The sequence below is a fragment of the Pseudoalteromonas sp. DSM 26666 genome, from assembly GCF_900116475.1.
Classification (GTDB): Bacteria; Pseudomonadota; Gammaproteobacteria; order Enterobacterales; family Alteromonadaceae; genus Pseudoalteromonas; species Pseudoalteromonas tetraodonis.
In genome coordinates this window covers 34,156-52,151 of record NZ_FPAR01000012.1, presented here as the reverse complement: position 1 = coordinate 52,151, position 17,996 = coordinate 34,156, and the positions used below count along the sequence as shown (strand labels likewise).

General features: G+C 39.5%; 18 protein-coding genes. 11 read left to right on the top strand and 7 right to left on the bottom strand.

From position 1 onward, the window contains the following. Positions 1 to 12: 12 nt before the first annotated feature. Positions 13 to 522, bottom strand: coding sequence for a hypothetical protein (locus BM380_RS16585; protein ID WP_036955510.1), 510 nt, complete (start codon positions 520 to 522; stop codon positions 13 to 15). A 1,013-nt stretch (positions 523 to 1,535) separates the two neighbouring features. Between BM380_RS16585 and BM380_RS16580 the strand changes: the two genes are divergently transcribed. The 3 genes from BM380_RS16580 to BM380_RS16570 are packed head-to-tail and all read left to right on the top strand — an operon-like array spanning position 1,536 to position 3,804. After that, positions 1,536 to 1,880 (top strand): hypothetical protein, encoded by a 345-nt coding sequence (locus BM380_RS16580; RefSeq protein WP_090495249.1) that lies wholly within the window; start codon positions 1,536 to 1,538, stop codon positions 1,878 to 1,880. Continuing rightward, on the top strand, positions 1,877 to 3,466 hold the full coding sequence (locus tag BM380_RS16575) for a PepSY-associated TM helix domain-containing protein (protein ID WP_090495247.1): 1,590 nt from the start codon (positions 1,877 to 1,879) through the stop codon (positions 3,464 to 3,466). Before BM380_RS16580 ends, BM380_RS16575 begins: the two co-directional genes overlap by 4 nt. Continuing rightward, on the top strand, positions 3,463 to 3,804 hold the full coding sequence (locus BM380_RS16570) for a DUF3325 domain-containing protein (RefSeq protein WP_016899981.1): 342 nt from the start codon (positions 3,463 to 3,465) through the stop codon (positions 3,802 to 3,804). Before BM380_RS16575 ends, BM380_RS16570 begins: the two co-directional genes overlap by 4 nt. Before the next feature lie 207 nt (positions 3,805 to 4,011). Here the strand turns inward: BM380_RS16570 and BM380_RS16565 are convergent, their stop codons facing one another. After that, positions 4,012 to 4,545 carry a lipocalin family protein gene (locus tag BM380_RS16565; protein ID WP_016899982.1) on the bottom strand — a complete coding sequence of 178 codons (534 nt, stop codon included), beginning with the start codon at positions 4,543 to 4,545 and terminating at the stop codon, positions 4,012 to 4,014. Between the two features lie 68 nt (positions 4,546 to 4,613). Between BM380_RS16565 and BM380_RS16560 the strand changes: the two genes are divergently transcribed. Then, a complete protein-coding gene (locus tag BM380_RS16560; RefSeq protein ID WP_008110780.1) occupies positions 4,614 to 5,069 on the top strand; it encodes a YaiI/YqxD family protein in 456 nt (151 codons plus the stop codon). Position 5,070: 1 nt separating this feature from the next. Beyond that, positions 5,071 to 5,607: a DUF6942 family protein gene (locus tag BM380_RS16555; RefSeq protein WP_090495246.1), complete on the top strand. Its 537-nt coding sequence runs from the start codon at positions 5,071 to 5,073 to the stop codon at positions 5,605 to 5,607. A gap of 14 nt (positions 5,608 to 5,621) precedes the next feature. Here the strand turns inward: BM380_RS16555 and BM380_RS16550 are convergent, their stop codons facing one another. Then, positions 5,622 to 6,266 (bottom strand): LysE family translocator, encoded by a 645-nt coding sequence (locus BM380_RS16550; protein WP_090495244.1) that lies wholly within the window; start codon positions 6,264 to 6,266, stop codon positions 5,622 to 5,624. Between the two features lie 114 nt (positions 6,267 to 6,380). On the opposite strand from BM380_RS16550, the gene BM380_RS16545 reads away from it, so the two are divergent. The 3 genes from BM380_RS16545 (at position 6,381) to BM380_RS16535 (ending at position 7,726) form a co-directional block, all read left to right on the top strand. Next, positions 6,381 to 6,833, top strand: coding sequence for an Lrp/AsnC family transcriptional regulator (locus tag BM380_RS16545; protein WP_013462814.1), 453 nt, complete (start codon positions 6,381 to 6,383; stop codon positions 6,831 to 6,833). A gap of 289 nt (positions 6,834 to 7,122) precedes the next feature. After that, on the top strand, positions 7,123 to 7,332 hold the full coding sequence (locus BM380_RS16540) for a cold-shock protein (RefSeq protein ID WP_008463923.1): 210 nt from the start codon (positions 7,123 to 7,125) through the stop codon (positions 7,330 to 7,332). Positions 7,333 to 7,516: 184 nt separating this feature from the next. After that, positions 7,517 to 7,726, top strand: a complete 210-nt coding sequence (locus BM380_RS16535) for a cold-shock protein (RefSeq protein ID WP_007377377.1) — start codon at positions 7,517 to 7,519, stop codon at positions 7,724 to 7,726. Positions 7,727 to 7,828: 102 nt separating this feature from the next. Here the strand turns inward: BM380_RS16535 and BM380_RS16530 are convergent, their stop codons facing one another. The 4 genes from BM380_RS16530 to BM380_RS16515 all read right to left on the bottom strand — a co-directional run bounded on the left by BM380_RS16530 (position 7,829) and on the right by BM380_RS16515 (position 13,692). Next, entirely contained in the window at positions 7,829 to 8,485 is a 657-nt protein-coding gene (locus BM380_RS16530) for a class I SAM-dependent methyltransferase (protein WP_090495243.1), read from the bottom strand. A 9-nt stretch (positions 8,486 to 8,494) separates the two neighbouring features. Continuing rightward, positions 8,495 to 12,145 carry an SbcC/MukB-like Walker B domain-containing protein gene (locus BM380_RS16525; protein WP_090495241.1) on the bottom strand — a complete coding sequence of 1,217 codons (3,651 nt, stop codon included), beginning with the start codon at positions 12,143 to 12,145 and terminating at the stop codon, positions 8,495 to 8,497. Continuing rightward, the gene (locus BM380_RS16520; protein WP_090495240.1) at positions 12,142 to 13,389 is read right to left on the bottom strand and encodes an exonuclease SbcCD subunit D; all 1,248 of its coding nucleotides are present in this window, start codon (positions 13,387 to 13,389) and stop codon (positions 12,142 to 12,144) included. The genes BM380_RS16525 and BM380_RS16520 overlap by 4 nt, the downstream gene beginning before the upstream one ends. Positions 13,390 to 13,455: 66 nt before the next feature. Next, positions 13,456 to 13,692 (bottom strand): hypothetical protein, encoded by a 237-nt coding sequence (locus tag BM380_RS16515; protein ID WP_013462818.1) that lies wholly within the window; start codon positions 13,690 to 13,692, stop codon positions 13,456 to 13,458. A 429-nt stretch (positions 13,693 to 14,121) separates the two neighbouring features. On the opposite strand from BM380_RS16515, the gene BM380_RS16510 reads away from it, so the two are divergent. The 3 genes from BM380_RS16510 (at position 14,122) to BM380_RS16500 (ending at position 17,932) form a co-directional block, all read left to right on the top strand. After that, positions 14,122 to 16,566, top strand: a complete 2,445-nt coding sequence (locus tag BM380_RS16510) for a M1 family metallopeptidase (RefSeq protein ID WP_090495239.1) — start codon at positions 14,122 to 14,124, stop codon at positions 16,564 to 16,566. A gap of 2 nt (positions 16,567 to 16,568) precedes the next feature. Continuing rightward, positions 16,569 to 17,063 carry a DUF6702 family protein gene (locus BM380_RS16505; protein WP_033103224.1) on the top strand — a complete coding sequence of 165 codons (495 nt, stop codon included), beginning with the start codon at positions 16,569 to 16,571 and terminating at the stop codon, positions 17,061 to 17,063. 251 nt (positions 17,064 to 17,314) lie between these two features. Further along, complete coding sequence (locus tag BM380_RS16500; protein WP_013462823.1) at positions 17,315 to 17,932, top strand: HAD family hydrolase; 618 nt, start codon at positions 17,315 to 17,317, stop codon at positions 17,930 to 17,932. Positions 17,933 to 17,996: the final 64 nt, after the last annotated feature.

Sequence of the window (17,996 nt, the reverse complement as noted above, 5' to 3'; positions counted from 1 at the left end):
GCTTTCATAGTCTTATTGGAAAGACACATCTACAGTGTAATCTACAGTGTAAGCAGCGCCCGCTGTCAGTGTAGAATCAACTGTCATATCACCATATACACTAACAGTAATATCGGTTGCACTTGCATCAGTAGTGAAAGCAGACGCAACATTGTCAGCAGTTGTTACACTGGTTGTGCCATCTGTAGCCGTTGTTACTGGAACAAAAGTTAAGTTAGTGCCTGTGCTTCCAGATACAGTAATATTCATTGCTGAATTTGGCGCTAAACCAGATACAGTAATTCCACCTAATTGAATGTTTGCATCTGACGCATCACAGTCACCCGATACAGCGCCTGCATTATCCATCGTACAGGTTGAGCTTGTAGATAAGCGAATTTTACCAAAGTGCAGTGGGCTATCTTCTGCAAAAGTAGGCTCAGTCCAACCATTTACACTTGCTTGAAATGTTTGGTTAGATGCAAGTAAAGAAGTTGATGAAATTGCTAGCAAAGCGGAAGCAGCAAAGATTTTTTTATTCATAGTTTTTCCATTTTTAAAAATTATTATTTTTTTACTTCCGTGCAAATTAGTTTTGAGGGTTATCTCAGTCCATTGTTTCGGATTTAAACACAATTGTTATCAAAATGAAATCTTTTGTTAACATTAAGGCTTTTTAAAAGAGATAATTAGTATGAAGTTATTAATTTTGACCAGCAAAATGCAACAAGAAAAATAGCACCGATGTTAATTATTTCTTAACGCTAGAGGGAGTTATTTTAAGGCATAGTCAAAGCGACTTAATTGATGTTGAGCCTATATGAATGTTTATAAACTATTTTTAATCTTTCATATCCACTTTGTAGTTTTTTATGGCAGTCGCTCTGTGCTTAAGCGGTGAAATAAAGTGACTGCAACATCTATGCGAAATGTTTATTTTTTGAGCATAATTTACGCGTTGTATCTCTATTGTTACCTTCCCAATTAAAATCATTACGGATTAAACTGCATTTATCAAAGATCAGATTTTTACTAACATGTCGGTTTAAAAGTATAAAATTTAATTTTTCAAGCCTGTTTTTTCATCGTTTTGGTTGTTTTTTAGCTTTCTTTGGTAATAAGTTAGTAAAAAATCGGTTTATGCCAGCGGTATTTTATGCCTTGTTGGTAAAATACTGATCCAGTGTTATTTGAGAGAAATTTATAGCTTAAAAGGTCTCTAATTATTAGCTTCTTATATCAAAATTACCTGTTAAGGCTATGGAAAAACTTATTAAATAGAGTGCTTTATTTAACTTTTAATTTCATACACGGACGTGTGTTTACTGTGTCTTTATGTATTTAGCCGGTAACAGCAATGCATCCAGAGTAAGCATTCACTTAGATAGGTTATTTTATAGCTGACTTTTAATCTTTATATAGATCACTATTTAACTAACTCAATTAAATGCCTATCACTGCATTTAAATACAAATAAGAATTACTATCTTTTGTATTTGTTGGCGTTATAATATCGCCATCTTTTTTTAGCTATGTTTAAAAGGAATTTGCAGTTTATGCAGGCCTCCAACCGTCTTTTAGACTTTCCCAAACCCGTTTTTTCTATGTTATGGCAATTTATGCAACGCTTTAGCTATGAATTAGCGGTTTTATCGCGTTTTTTTATTGCTATTGTTGGCGGGTATTTTTTTACAGCCGTTAGTGTGTCGCTATTAAGTGCAGTAGTGCCTGTGCCTAAAGTTGACGCGGTTTTGCTTAGTGTGTCTGCGAGTATTTTAATTTATGCCCTGGTGTTTATTTATAGCTTTTATATTCATTCATTAAAAACTGTTTGGATCAGTATTTTACTAAGTATTGCAGCGCAACTTGTCTTGTTATCGCTATTGAAGGGATGGTTATGAAAGGGAGTTTTTTTCGTTCAATGACGTGGTTACATACATGGGTGGGTTTGCTCGTGTGTTGGTTACTGTATTTAATATTTTTTGCAGGCACTATTAGCTTTTTTAGAGATGAAGTGAGCTTATGGAATCAGCCAAGTGTCCATAATATTGAGCAGCAGGCAGTTCGTATTGGCGCGCAAAAACAACAAATCGTGTCGGGTGTTGAGTATTTAAATGCGCAAGCACCTAATGCGCCTAATTGGCGTATAACGCTTCCTGAGGAGCGTATACCTTATTTAACGTATGGTTATGCAAAACCAAAAGAGCCTGGACAACGCAGAGCGCAGTTTGAAAATACCCGTTTAGATCCAAATAATATGCAGCCTTTAGCACCCTTTGTAGATACTCGAGGGGGGAATTTCTTTTATCGCCTGCATTTTGATTTGCATTATATCGATGTAAAAACGGCGCGTTGGATTGTCTGTTTTGCTAGTTTATTTATGCTCATTGCGTTGATATCTGGCGTCGTTATTCACAAACGTATTTTTAAAGATATGTTTGTTTTTAGAGCTAATAAAGGCAGCCGTAGCTGGTTAGATGTGCATAATTTAAGTTCGGTATTTGCCTTACCGTTTCATTTAATGATTACTTATACGGGCATTATTACCCTGATATTTATGATTTTCCCCTACCCCGCGCAAACCGTTTATGAGGATGGAATACGAGGCTTTTTTAATGATGTTTCGCCAAGTAGTCCTGCAACAGAGTCGTTGCAAGGCACTGCGCCGTTAGTGCCTATCAATACTGTTTTGGATCAGGTTTATACTAAGTGGCCAGAGGCTGATATAACTCGGGTGATTATAAATAAGCCGAATAAGGCCGCTGCGACTATCATGGTTTTGGTCAGTCCTGGAAAAACATTAAGGGATCAAGCACCGCGTTTGATATTTAGTGGAGCGAGTGGTGAGCTTGTTGCTCAAACTGATGATGAACTTACCGGCAGTAAAGCGCTGTATGAGTCACTAAATTCAATGCACACTGGGCGTTTAGCAGAGCCATTATTACGTGTTTTATACTTTTTAGGCGGCATTGCTGGCTGCATAATGATAGCCACGGGCTGTATTATGTGGGCAAAGCGCATTCGGGAGCGAATGAAAAAAAATGCCCGGCCATCATGGGGTTTAAAACTCGTCGAAGCGCTTAATTTAGGAACTTTAATGGGATTGCCCTTGGCAACGTCTGCGTTCTTTTTAGCAAACCGATTAATCAGCACACGCGCAATGGAGCGCGCGGATAAAGAGATACTTGCCTTCTTTTTAACTTGGCTGTGTGTACTTATTATCGCTTTTGTAAAGCGTGACAAGTTGCAGTGGTGTGTTATGGCTGCCATAAATAGCATTGCTTGTTTTAGTGTGCCAGTGGTTAATGCGCTAACAACACAAGGGAATATAATCAGTTATTTACGTAATGAACAGTGGGCTTTATTTATGTTTGATAGTCTCTTTTTACTGTTTGGTTTGCTGTTTTTGTTACAAACCGAAAAATTACGTACTGCACTGCAAGCTAAAAAACCTAGTCCGATAAACACTCAGGAGCAAAAAGTATGATGGCATTGCTCCCTTTTAGTTTATGTTTGGTGGCTTTTAACTGCTTTGCACTGGCTAAGTTTAATCATTTTAAGGATGTTTTTAACAAGCGCCCGACTGATCAGCAGCGTTTAATTTTATTGAGTGTTGCTTGGATCAGTATTTTACTAAGTTTGCTGCTTTGCGTTAGCGAATTACACGGCTATGGCGCTCTACAGTTTTGTGGGTTTATGTCGTTAAGTGCTTTAATTATAATGATTTTTTATAGTTTTTTAGTCAATTTAACTAAGCTTTTTAACTTGCTTGTATTATTGATATTGGCCACGAGTACGTTATTTTTTGGTTTAAATGGGCTTTAGTTAGTAAAAACCTGATCCCAAAGAATAGGCTAAATTGAGGTAAAAAAATGGCAAGCCATCAGGCTTGCCAATAAAAAAGGGGGATTGTCATTATGTCTTGTACTTGCCTTTCCTTTTGCAAGTAGAGCTAATATAGCCCCTCTTTATTTAGTTTACCTTACAGTAAGGTGAACGTTTTATTACAACCTAGGGGCATGTAAACCCCCTTTACAGCGATTTTTGATTTACCCAAATAATCTCATCTGTTGCAAAACCAAGCGCTTTTACTTGGCTTAAAAAGTGCTGCTTGAGCTCTTTACTCACTGTAGGTGTTCTCGATAAAAACCATAAGTAATCTTTGCTATAACTGGTAATAAAGGCATATTGATAATCAGGTTGGTCGAGCTCAAAAATAATATAGGCACCATAAAACGGGCCAAAAAATGACACTTTAAAATGCCCTGTATCGGCGTTTTCTACAAATTTAGCTAAGCCTTCAGCTTCGTCCCATTTTTGTTCTTTACTAATAAACCCTTTGTTTAATACCTTTACCGTTCCATCATCGTTAATTGAATAAGTGGCTGTTACTTGCTCCATTCCTTGTTCAAAAGAGTGGTCTAATCGTGCTATTTCATACCACTTGCCTTGGTATTTCTCTAAATCAAAGTTTTTAACAGGGGTTATTCCTTCGGGGGCGCTGGTACAGGCACTGAGTAAAAACACGGTGGTAATAAATAATGCGGTTTTAAAAGCGAGTTTCATGTTGTTTCCTTTTCTTTAGAAATTGCTATAGGATCGTCTTAATACTAAAGCAATTTAAAGAACTTAGCATGAAAATTTGGGTTGATGCTGACGCTTGTCCGGTGGTAATAAAAGAAATTTTATTTAGAGCCGCAGAGCGTACGCAAACAGAAACTATACTGGTTGCAAATCATGCCATGCGAATCCCACCGTCAAAATTTATTAGCCGACTACAAGTGTCATCGGGCTTTGATGTGGCTGATGATGAAATAGTAAAACGAATAGAAAAAGGCGATTTAGTGATCACAGGAGATATTCCGCTGGCAAGTGAAGTGATTGATAATGGCGGCCAAGCACTTAATCCGCGCGGTGAGCTTTACACCACTGAAAACATTCGTTCATTACTAAATGTACGCGATTTTATGGATACTATGCGCTCAAGTGGTGTAGAAATGAGTGGTGGGCCGCCTCCATTAAGCCAAAGTGACAGACAAAACTTTGCTAACAATCTTGATCGTATTTTAGCGCAAAATAAGAGCAGTTAAAGTGAGCAGCCAGTTAATAGGGTTAGGTGATGACTCATTCAGTATTGCTGTGTATGTAGCAAAAGCGCCCCTTATGCCTTACTTTGAAACACTTGCGCAGCTAGAGCCTGTAGTTAGTGGGCAAATAAATAGCATAAACCAGCACTGTGGCAATGGCTGGCGAAAAGTTTTTAATGTGTACGCCAAAGTGTTATTTGCGCTGCCAAGCGAGTATTACTCATTTGCTAAACAAGCAGTGAGTTGGCAAGCATATCGAGATGAGCTGTTGTTACAGCAGCATAGCGGGACTGCATTACTCTTTAGTGCGCCGGTGCTTACTGAGCATAAAAATCAATTGCACATTATAGCAGGAAGAACTCACGCTAAAAACTTGATACAACAAGGTAAGTTAAACGCCCAACTTGATTGGCTTGATGATGAGTTTGCTATAGATAAAAGCCAGAATATTATTGTATGCCCCTATTTTGATTATAGGCAGCTGAGTAATATTAAAATTGCCCGTTTGAGTGAATTAGTGGCTCAGTTGCGAATAATCTAAGCCACTTTCGTTTTTTAGGTAAGTGTTACGCTCAGTGTGTTAGCGCTATCAACTAGCATGAGCGAGCCCAAAATAAATAGGATGCAGGCCGATACACGGCCAAATTTTAGTGAGAGCGCCGGATTATTGCTGAGGATTTTTCTGGCACTTACCCCTATTAACCAATATACCAGCGCACAGCCAACTAAATGAATAATGCTAAGTACCAGCAATTGTTCAGTAATAGAAAATGACAGTGTTGGTAAAACAAACTGCGGCAATAAGGCTAAAAATAACAGCATCACTTTGGGATTCAAGCCACTAATTATAAAGCCCTTTCTCATCCACTTTAGAGGCGTGTCTGAGGTGTGTTCTTGGCCATCGTTATAGGCTGCAGGCATTGGAGGAAATCGGTACAGTGATACGGCAATCCAAATGATATACAAAGCACCAAATAAGGTTAACAGCTTTATAAACATGGCATGCGATGCTAATAACGCGCCTAAACCTACCACCACTATTAAACTGGCCATTAAATGCCCAAGTATTAACCCCGCTACTGCAGGAATGATTTTATCACCCGCTATACCTGCACTGATTGTATAAGCCCAATCGGCACCGGGGGTAAGTACAAACAAGATTGATATCAGCCAAAAAGAAAAAATAATATTAATATCCATACGTATCCATGCGCTAAAACCCAAAATAAGTGAGCTGCTATTTTATTTCTTTCTGATGAGTAAAAGTTGCTGTATTTTACTGATATAAGCGTTCATTTTAGGAAATAATCAACTATGGATACCATAGATAGGAAAATTCTTGCTGAGTTGCAAGTCGATGGCAGGCTCACCCTCTCTGAATTGGCTGATCGTGTTGGGTTAAGCGTGTCACCTTGTCATCGTCGTGTAAAAGAGCTTGAGAAAAGCAAAGCAATTGTTGGCTACAGAACTGAAATATCACCTGAAAAAGTGGGTTTAAACTTTTCTGCGTTAGTATTTATTACTATTAAAGAAGGTGATAAAGCGTCGTTAAGCAAATTAGAGCAAGCAGTGGATGCTATTCCTCAGATCACCAATGCACAACGCTTATTTGGCACCCCTGATTACTTATTACACGTCGTTACTAAAGATTTAGCCGCGTTTCAGCAACTCTACGATGACAAGCTATCAGCCTTACCGGGTGTACAACGTTTAACCTCAACCATTGTGATGAAAGATATTGTAAGAGCGCGTAACTTGCACTTTTAACAGGTTATGTTTTACACGAACTTTAAAAAGTTAAGGCGATGACGCTGCAAAGCCTATGGCAGCGGGCTTTGCCTAAATAGGTAAAAATAAAGTGTAAATAAAGCTTGTTATAAAGTGTATTGCTGTTATTCTGCTTGCCATCGGGTTGATAGAAAGCCCTGTTTATTTGTAAGTACCTCGTTGTTATTAGTAATAATCCTTCGCGATATCCTCAAGTTAAATGTTTGTTTTCTTCCTGTTAAACGCCTATTTTAAGGCAAATTTTTTATTATTTTTTTAGGATATTATTATGTCTAATACAACTACTGGTACAGTAAAATTTTTCAATGAAGCAAAAGGTTTTGGTTTTATTGAGCAAGAATCTGGCGCAGACGTTTTCGCACATTTCAGTGCTATCTCTGGCGACGGTTTCAAAACATTAGCCGAAGGCCAAAAAGTACAGTTTACTGTAACGCAAGGTCAAAAAGGCCCGCAAGCTGAAAACATCGTTTGCATCTAAATAGTTTTAATTGATGGGTTAGTGTTAACCCATCAATATTTATAAGTTTGAAAGAAGTTTTGTTTTATTTGTTAGTACCGAGTTGTTTTAGTAATAATCCTACGCGATATCCTCAAGTTAACTATTTTTTCGGCTCAATCGCCTCTTTTCAGGCACACTTTAATTAATTTTTAGGATACATATTATGTCTAATACAACTACTGGTTCAGTAAAATGGTTTAACGAAGCAAAAGGTTTTGGTTTTATCGAGCAAGAATCTGGCGCAGACGTTTTCGCACATTTCAGTGCTATCTCTGGCGACGGTTTTAAAACATTAGCTGAAGGCCAACGTGTACAGTTTACTGTTACTCAAGGTCAAAAAGGCCCGCAAGCTGAAAACATCGTTTGCATCTAATTACAGAGGGAGTGGGCTTTAAAGCGCACTCACCCCGCTTAAACTCGTGTTAAGCAATAAAGCTAATATCATTATGATATTAGCTTTTTTTTTGACAAAAATTTATACAACGTAACCGCTAAAGCCAAGTGCTTTAAAATAAAGCTTTGGAATACCAAATCCACATTCATTCAGTAGTTCACTAAAGCGCATACGATCTAGGGGGTAAAACTCTCTTTCGAGGTTATGTCCCATTTGAGTTTTGCCAGCTTCAGTTAAGCCTAATTGAGCACAGGTGTTTAATTGTGACTCACGTTCAAATGTTGTTTCTGGGCGCATTAAATCAGCAATGTAAAGATTCGCTCCTTTTTTAAGGTTAGTTTTAATGCTTTTAAGAATTTGTTTTTTGTCGCCGTTATCTTCTACAAAATGCATCACCAGTAAACATAATACGGCGTCTGCTTTCGCTTTTACTTCAGCAACTGGGCTACATTCAATAGTGACACGGCTATCAATACCTTGCTCTGCAAAGCGCTGTTTTGCAATATCGAGCATATCACTGGAGGTGTCTTGGGCAGTAAACTGCCATTTAGGATTTATTTGTGCTAATGCTAATACTTCCTTACCTGTGCCGGCACCAATCACTAAAATGTGTGCATCGTCGCTTAACGTGGTTTGCAGTTGTGCATTGGTTAGTTGATGAAGTAGCTCATAGCCTGGGACTAAACGGGTAATGCGGTTATCATATTCTTGTGCTTCTTCGCCTTTGAAAGTGGGCATGCTGTCTCCTTAAATTACGTTTATGGTGGAGTATCCACCCGGTTTTTTAGCGACATGAATTTGCGTAGCAACGCGTTCGCTCATTTCACTTACATGTGAAATTACACCGACCTTTCTACCTTGCGCTTGCAATGAATCTAGCGCGTCCATGGCAATACTGAGTGTTTCACTATCTAGTGTTCCAAAGCCCTCGTCAACAAATAACGAGTTAATTTGCACTTTGTTCGAAGATAGTGAGGCAAGTCCCAGTGCTAATGCCAACGACACTAAAAACGATTCACCGCCAGATAGTGTATTGACCGATCGTTGTTCATCGGCCATATCGCGGTCGATAATGGCTATATCAAGTGACTCAGCAATTGCAGTGAGCTCATAACGCTTGTTAAGGGTTTTTAAATGGCTATTAGCATAATGCAGCAATATTTTGAGTGTTTGTGTTTGCGCTAAATTACGCATTGTTTTACCTGTGGCATCACCTAGTACTTTATTAAGTAAATGCCATTGGTCAACCTGTTGCTTGAGCTGGCTCAGTTCAGCTTGTTTGCCCTCAAGCGCTTTTGCATTTTGGTTGTGCTGCTCAATCGCGGTGTTGATGGTGAGTAAGCTATTTTGCAATTGTGTTTGCTGGGTATTTAAGTGGTTTTGTTGCTCAATTAGCTGTGCTTCGCTTTGCGTTGGCTGATTATTTTGTTGATGCTGTTCATTAGCTTGTTGCTGTTGCTTTAACGCGGCACTGGCATCAACGACTGCTTGCGATAGTTGCTCGCCTTGTTTTAACTGAGTTTTAATATCGTCGTTGCTGATAGTTAGTAAAAATGTGACTTGCTCATGACTGATATCGCCATGAAGGATGTTAAATTCTTTAAACCAGTCGTTGTAACGCGTTTCAAGCATCACTAACTCTTGGTGGTTATCTGCCAGACGATGCTCAAGGTTTTTAAGCGTGATGGCGTGTTCATCGCGCTGTTTTACGACACTGTCGTGTGCTTGTTGGCTGGCACTTAATTGGTTTTGGCAGTGCTCTAGCTGTGCTGACAGTTTAGCTTGGTAGTCATCGGCGCTAATAGTTTGGTTATCAAATAAGGCTAAGCGCTGTTGCTGCGTATTATTGTGCTGTTGCTGTGTTTGAGTTAATTCTTCATTGAGCGTATTAACTCGCTGCTCTGCTTTGGTTATAAGCGGTGTTAGTTGTTGTAACTGTACATTGGCGCTGTCGAATTGTTTTTGACTTTGTTCAAGCTGTGCTTGGATTTGCTGATATTGTTCTACCTGCTGAGCTAAATCGCTAAGCGGTAACGAGCCTGCTTGCAATGCGTGCCAAAAATCACTGTGTTCAAAATGTAAATTGAGCTCTTTTATAAGCGCTTCGTTTTGAGTTGCTAGTTCATCGCATTTGTTATTAAGCTGAGATTGCTGATTGCTCAGCTCAACATGCTGTGTGTTTAATTGTTGCTGTGTCGCTTGTTCTTTTTTAACTGTGCTTTGCAGCTGGTTAACAGTTTCTTGCAAATTACTGAGCTGTTTTTGCGCCGAAAAATACTGTGTTTTTTGTTCACTTAATTGCTTATAAGTTTCATCAAGCTGCTCAACTGTTAACTCATTAATCTCGGTTTTAGCCGCTTGCATGGTATTTTTAATTTCCAGCATTTTGGCTTGTGCGTCACTAATGGCTTGGCTGTACTGAGCATGCTCTGCCACCAAAACCGCGTGTTGTGTTTGGTGCTGATGAAGCTGTGTTTGAGCATCTTGGTGTTGCTGTTTTTTGCTATTATATGCATTTTCAAAGTCGGTTATTAGGTTTGTAAAAGGTTGGCTTTGATTGCTCGCGAACGGGTGCTCTGTAGCCCCACAAACGGCACATGACTCATTTGGAACCAGTTGTGCGCGTAAATGCTCAACATGCTCACTGGCCCGAAGCCTCGCTTGATTAAGCGCTTGCTCTGCGTGTTTAAGTGCCTGCTCTTTGCTGGTTAATTGCGTAAGCAGCGTGGTTTTAGTGTGTTCACTGTGGCTGAGCTTTTCTGCCACATCACGTTGCTGTTGCACCGTGAGTTTTAACTCTTGGTTAAACTGCTTATAGCGTGTGCGCTGATCTTTTAAATAATCAATGTTTTTAAGCTTATTGTCGCATTGTTCAATATTAAATTGAGCGTGCTGCTGGTTTAGCTTATTTAGGCTTTGCTGCTGCGTTGCAAGCGTTTGCTCTGCTTGTTCGAGTTGTTTATTTTGCTCGCTAAGTTTTGCTGTGAGTATTGTTTGTTGCTCTGCGTGAGCCTGAGCTTGCTGCTGGGTTGTTTTTAGTTGTGTCTGAGTATTAAAAAACTGCTTAAAACTATGATGAAAATAGTTCCAATCAGTTGCCAATGGCTTTAATTGACTCTGCTCGTTCAACCAGTGCTGATGCCCTGTGATTTGCGTTGTGGCTTGCTCTGCACTTATTTTGTTTTGTTGTAGCTGCTGTTGTAAATCACTTAATTGTTGCTGCTCTTTGGCACTTTGTTGAGTCAGACTTTTTATAGTTTGGTTATATATTGCTAATTGGCTGTCGAGCTCTCGTGCTTTTGCAATCAGAGGCTCTGCCGTTAGCTTTTGTTGTTTTGCTGTATCTAATTCGTTTTGCTGTTTTTTAACGTTACTTGCTTGCTCGGTGATCAGCGCGTTGTGATCAAGCTCGTTTAATTGTTTTATTTGTGTATTTAACTGGCTATTTTGCGCTGTTAAGCTTTCACAGCGCTGGCGATTATCTTTAATTTCAAGCGCACTTTGCGCTTGTTTTGCTTGCTCAGTTTGCGCTTTAACAGCATTAAGTGCGGCATGTGCTTGTTGCTCGTTTTGCTGAGCATTTTTTAATGCCAGCTCCAAGCTATGTGCTTGCTTATACCAATTAACGCCTTGCTCTGTCGTTGCTAAAGTTGTTTTAGTGTGTTCAATTTGTTGTTTTAAATCAGCCAGCGTTTGTTGTTTTTCACTCAGCTCATCGTCAGACAATAACGTATAACTGGCTAAACTTGCCGTTAGTAATTCAAATTTATCTTTAATAGCTTTGTTGCGCTCAAATATACGCTGCCCGATTCGACTAAATTTATCGGTGCCAGTCAAGCACTCTAAAAGCTGCGCGCGCTCATCGCCAGTGGCTTTTAAAAAGGCGGCAAACTCATGTTGTGCTAGTAACACCGCACGCGAGAATTGCTCAAAGGTTAAACCTATTTTATTTTCTATGGCTTTTAAGGTGCCACTTTTGTCAGCAATTAAGGTTTCATCGGGTAGGCTATGTAAAGTATGTTCGGCCACTTTAAGTTTGCCGGTTACTTTTTTATGTGTACGTTGAATACTATAACGAGCTCTGTAAAGCTGTTGGTCTTGGCCACTAAAATCTACTTCGGCGTACCCTTCCCATTTGCCACGGCGCAATAAATTGCGGGCATCGTTAAGCTTAATGTTATCGCCATTAAAATCAATTAGGTTACCTTTATCGCCTTTCAAACGCGCAGTTTTAGTATAAAGTGCTAAGCAGATAGCATCGAGTACGGTGCTTTTTCCTGCGCCGGTGTCACCTGTAATGGCAAAGAGGCCTGCGTCTTTGAGTGGTGAGGCTAAAAAGTCGATTTCGGCATCGGCAATAGAGGCTAAATTATGAATACGAACAGCCGTTATTTTCATAGCAGTTGCTCCTGTTCAAGTTCTTCAATTACGTCGGTTAACAGTGCTTTTAATTCATTGGGCACGGTCGCTGCGGCCATATCTTTATCATTATTAAATGCTTGTTCGAGTAAGCTAATTGGGTTGAGCATTTCCACAAAACTTAAATCTTCAAATACCGTTTCTGAGGAATTACTCATTTGCTGGTCACGAACTCGCTCTATGCCACAAAAATTAACCTGTTTTCCTTTAAGTGCTTGCTCGATTTGTTCTCGAAAGGTGGTATCGATATCACTTGATTTAAGTTTTACTCGCAAGTAAGGAGCAATGTCGTATTGCTCTGTATCGAGTGCTTTTATTTGCTCACACAGCTGCGCTAAAGGCACACATTCTCCTTCAGGAAGTACAATTACTTCAGCTAAGCGCGGAATGTAAAGGGGGTTTACAGTGGTGTTTAACGGTTGGTTTTTTTGCTCGCTAAATTCAACCACATTTACTTGATGGGTATACTTTCTTTCTGAAAACGACATTGGAATAGGCGTGCCGCTGTAACGTATTTGCTCATTTTTAGCTACTAGTTGTGCTTTATGTAAGTGGCCTAGTGCGACGTAATTGGCTTGCTTACCAAATACCGACGCTGAAATAGCTTCTTCACCGCCAATGACCAAATTACGTTCAGAGTCACCGGAAATATTACCGCCTTTTGCATGCAAATGACCCATAACAATTAAAGGCGTATTTTCAACGTTAAGTGTTAGCGCATGTTCAAGAGCAAGTTCATAGGCTTTTGCAACGCCCTGTGCGTAACTGGGGCCATTTTCGGTTTGGCTAAGCGTGCTTATGTGACTGGTGCGTAAAAAAGGCATAGCGAGTACCACAGCGCGTTTATCATCGTTATTAATCGTTATTACAACGTCACTGGATTTAGCAGGATCAAACCGCCCTACCACATGAGTATCAAACTGGGCTAATAAGGGCTGTGCAGCCAAAATACGATTAGCGGAGTCATGATTACCCGCAATAATAACAACGTGTAATTGTGGGCACTGGGCTTTGGCGTTTTTTATAAATTGATAGAGTTGGTTTTCGGCGTTAGCACTCGGTGTGGCAGTATGATAAATGTCACCTGCAACAAGCAATAAATCGATTTGTTGGTTAACGAGGGTGGTTAACAGCCAAGAGAAAAAAGCATGGTGTTCATGACGGCGATCATGTTCATAAAATTGCTGACCTAGGTGCCAGTCTGAAGTGTGAAGAACTTTCATTTTGCGCTCTTAAAAAACCATAAGAGCGCCAATATACCCAAGGCAATTAAAGATGCAAGTATCGCTTTAGGTTAAAGTATACCAAGCTATAAAAATAACGGGCAAAGCAGCGAGCGCGATTGTTAAAGGCCACTTTAATGCTTTGGCTTTTTTAGCTTGTAATACTTGCAGTGCATTAGTTTCATTACAAGCAGCGACTTTATCAATATACAGATAACCCGAGTTTATATACTGCTTACAATTTTGCACGTCTGCTGGTATTGCAATTAGTTTTTGCTGCTTTTTTAGGACATAAAAATCCATAAACTCACCACACTTGTTACGACTAGTTAGAACAAAAAATATTTGAGAGAAACGCTAAAAAAATACTCTCAAATTAAAAAAGTGGGCGATTCTAATTACAAACCATAGTAAAGATCAACCTAAAACTGCGTTATTTAGCTTTTTTTAATGAAAATAGCTGTGTTTTTTGCTTTTATCTCTACTTTTAGTGATAGCCAGTGTGTTTTGTAAACCCCCTTTACAGTTTTGTTTGGCGTATTAATTGCCTTTGTTTTTTTATTCAATTTCTGACGAAATGTCCGTTCTTTTTTGTTGTATAAAACGCTATTTATTGTATTTACAAAAAGGTGGGGAATATCACCCTATAAAAGCAGGGTTTTATCGCTATTTTATTGAAGCTAAGCTGTAAATTTGTCACAGTAGCGTTACTAAAATCGATCAGGATTAACAATGAAGAAAAATTTATTTACACTGAGCGCGTTTGTATTGCCTTTGGCAATGGCAAGCTCTGTGCTTGCCTCATCTGTTGAGCAAACTAAAGGCAGCTATGTTGATAAGTTTCGTCAACTAGATGAAGCTTTACCTACGCCTAACGTTTACCGCAGTGCAGCTGGTGCCCCTGCTGAAAATTATTGGCAACAACGCGTTGATTACGATATTGATGTAAAGCTTGATGAGCAAAAGCGTCGCTTAACGGGGAGTCAAACAATTGAATATAAAAATAACTCTCCGCATACATTAAAGTATTTATGGCTTCAGCTTGATCAAAATATTTTTAAAAATGACTCAATTGCAGAAACCACGCAAACATTTAAAAGTACCCTACAAAACGAACCAGATGCAAAACCAGCTAAGTTAAGCTTAGGTGATTTACGTCGTCAGCAATTTATGGATGATAATGAACTGGGTTACACCATCAGCAATGTTAAAGATGAAGATGGTAAAGCGCTGCGCGTGACTGTGGTTGATACCTTAATGCGCATTGATTTAAATACCCCACTTAAACCCGGTAAAGATGTTGAGTTTAGTATGGACTTTGCGTTTAACCTCGTTGAAGAAGACGCGGTAGGCGCACGTGCAGGTTACGAGCATTTTGAAGAAGACGGTAACGATATTTTCTTAGTTGCACAGTGGTTTCCTCGCTTAGCGGCTTACACCGATTACGAAGCATGGACAAACAAACCGTTTTTAGGCAGTGGTGAGTTCACTTTAGAGTTTGGTGACTACGATGTTGAAATTACGGTTCCTGCGGATCATATTGTATCGGCAACTGGTAAGCTTGATAACCCAAGCTCGGTATTGACCAGCACTCAGCGCAAGCGTTTAAAAGAAGCTGAAACAGCAAAACGCCCTGTGTTTGTTGTTACCGAAGAAGAAGCGCTCGAAAACGAAAAAGCCGGTACAGACAAAACAAAAACATGGCATTTTAAAGCAGAAAATGTTCGTGACTTTGCTTGGGCATCATCACGTAAATTTATGTGGGATGCTAAAGGTTACCAGCAAGGTGGTGATGAACAACCACTCGTTATGGCGATGTCGTTCTTCCCTAAAGAAGGTGGCGACTTATGGAAGAAATACTCAACTGAAGCGGTTGTACACACGATGGAAGTGTATTCACAGTATTCATTTGATTACCCATACCCAACTGCGCAGTCAGTTAATGGCCCTGTAGGGGGTATGGAATACCCAATGATCACTTTTAATGGCCCACGTACAGATTTACAAGACGATGGTACACGCACTTACTCTCAAGCAGAAAAGCGCTTTTTAATTGGTGTTGTTATTCATGAAGTGGGTCATATCTACTTTCCAATGATTGTAAACTCAGATGAGCGCCAATGGACTTGGATGGATGAAGGTTTAAATAGCTTTTTAGATGGTGTGGCTGGGCGTGAATGGGATCCAACCATTCCATGGGGCGTTGAACCACGTGACATTGTTGCTTACATGAAGTCAGAGACTCAAGTGCCTATCATGACGCAATCAGACAGCGTGCTACGTTTAGGCCCTAACGCCTACACTAAACCAGCTGCGGCATTAAATATTTTACGTGAAGTGATTTTAGGGCGTGAATTATTTGATTTTGCCTTTAAAGAGTACGCTCAGCGCTGGAAGTATAAACGCCCTACTCCCGCTGATTTTTTCCGTACTATGGAAGAAGCCTCAGGTGTTGATTTAGATTGGTTCTGGCGTGGTTGGTTCTACACCACAGACCATGTTGATATCTCGCTTGATAAAGTATATCAATTACGTTTAGACACCAAAAATCCAGATATCGACTTTAAACGGTTACGTGATATTGAAGCTGATAAGCCAAGTTCATTATTTGTTGAGCGTAATCGCGCTGAAGGTAAAAAAACGTGGGTTGAACAAAATCCAGATGTGACAGACTTTTATGACGAAAACGATCGCTTTACCGTTACAAACAAAGAGCGTAATACGTACAATAAGTTTTTAAAAGGCTTAAAGCCGTGGGAGCGTAAAACACTTGATCGCGCGCTAGAAGAAGACAAAAACTACTACGTGATGGAGTTTTCAAACCTCGGTGGCTTAGTGATGCCAATTCTTTTAGAGCTAACGTATGAAGATGGCACTAAAGAGGAACGTTATATTCCTGCAGAAATTTGGCGTCGTAATCACAAAAACGTACAAAAGCTGATTATTACCGACAAAAACAAACCGCTTACCTCAGTAACGGTTGATCCAGGCTGGGAAACAGCGGATGTTGATGTAGAAAATAACCACTACCCACGTCGTATTATTCCTTCGCGTATTGAAGTGTATAAACGTGAAAAGAGTAAGGCAAAAGTAAGCCGCGATATTATGCAAGATATCAAAACAGAGCTGAAAAAAGACGAGCCAAAAAACGAAAAAAATAACGACGAGGATCAATAATAATGCGTTTTTTGCTTATTATTGTTTGTTTTTTAATTGCTGCGCCAAGTATGGCGCATCAATTAAAATCATCCGTTACAACCGTGTTATTTAATCAGCGTACGCACAATATTGAATTGATGCATCGTTTTTATTTACATGACACAGAGCATGCTGTTGGTAACTTGTTTCAAGGCAAAGTGGATATTATGAGTAACAAGCGTGACCAAAAACGCTTTGCCAAGTATGTTGAATCTCATGTTGCCTTACAAACCTTGAGCGGTGAGCCCCTCACTCTTAATTATGTAGGTGCACAAGTGGATGGTAAGTTTTTTTGGGTGTACCAAGAAGCTGCTATTCCCGATGAGATTGAGGGCATTAGAATGAGTCATGGTGCACTGCGTGATTTGTGGCCTGCACAAGTGAATATGGTGAATGTTGAAGGGCGAGGACAGATAAAAACCTTAAACTTTAGCCAAGACGATACCTGGCTTGAAGCGAAATTTGAGCCGAAATAACCACTATTATTGCGCACCTTTAGAGGGTGCGCACTTTCCTTTATAGCTGATCGAGTTAATTAATTGCATCGTAAAGTCTTTACTATACCAGTTATACAAACCCAAACTATTACGTTATCAAATGAGCTATAATTAAATTTCAATGGACTGAGCTGTTTTTTATATGTTTATTGATATACTTTTTATTAAAGGTTTAGATAACCTAAGCCAAACCTAGCATACTGAGCTAATTATTTAGCGCAAGGAATGAAATGAAAACGCAAATTGAGGCAATCAAAGGTGTTATTTTTGATTTAGACGGAACTTTAGTATCTTCAGAATTAAACTTTTCATTGATAAAAGCCCAAGTAGGTTGCCCTGCAGAGCAAGACTTACTCGATTACATAGAACAACTGCCTTCCCCCTATATGCGTGAAGAAGCAATGAATATAGTGCATCAGCATGAGTTGTTAGATGCACAATCGGCTAAGCTTCTACCTGGCGTTGTAGAGGCTGTTAAAGCGCTACAAGCTAAAAACATACCTATGGCCATTGTTACACGTAATTTTGATAAGGCGGCGACATTAAAGTTACAGAATAACCCGCTACCAATAGAAACAGTACTCACCCGAACAGACGCACCAGCAAAACCCGATCCGAGCGCTTTATTAACGGTTGCAACTCAATGGGAAATGCCGGTTGATAATGTGATTTATGTTGGTGATTATTTATACGACATACAAGCGGCGCACAATGCTAATATGCGTGCCTGTTTGTATGCACCTGATGTGACCCCCGGGTATGCCGAACAAGCCGATTTTGTTATTCATGCATTTGATGAGTTGGTGTCATTAATTGATAATTACGCTGAAAAAGTTGAGTTATGTTAAATTGAGCTTTGTTTTATTTATTTAATAACATAATGGGTATTATTTAAATTAATACCCAGCTGCT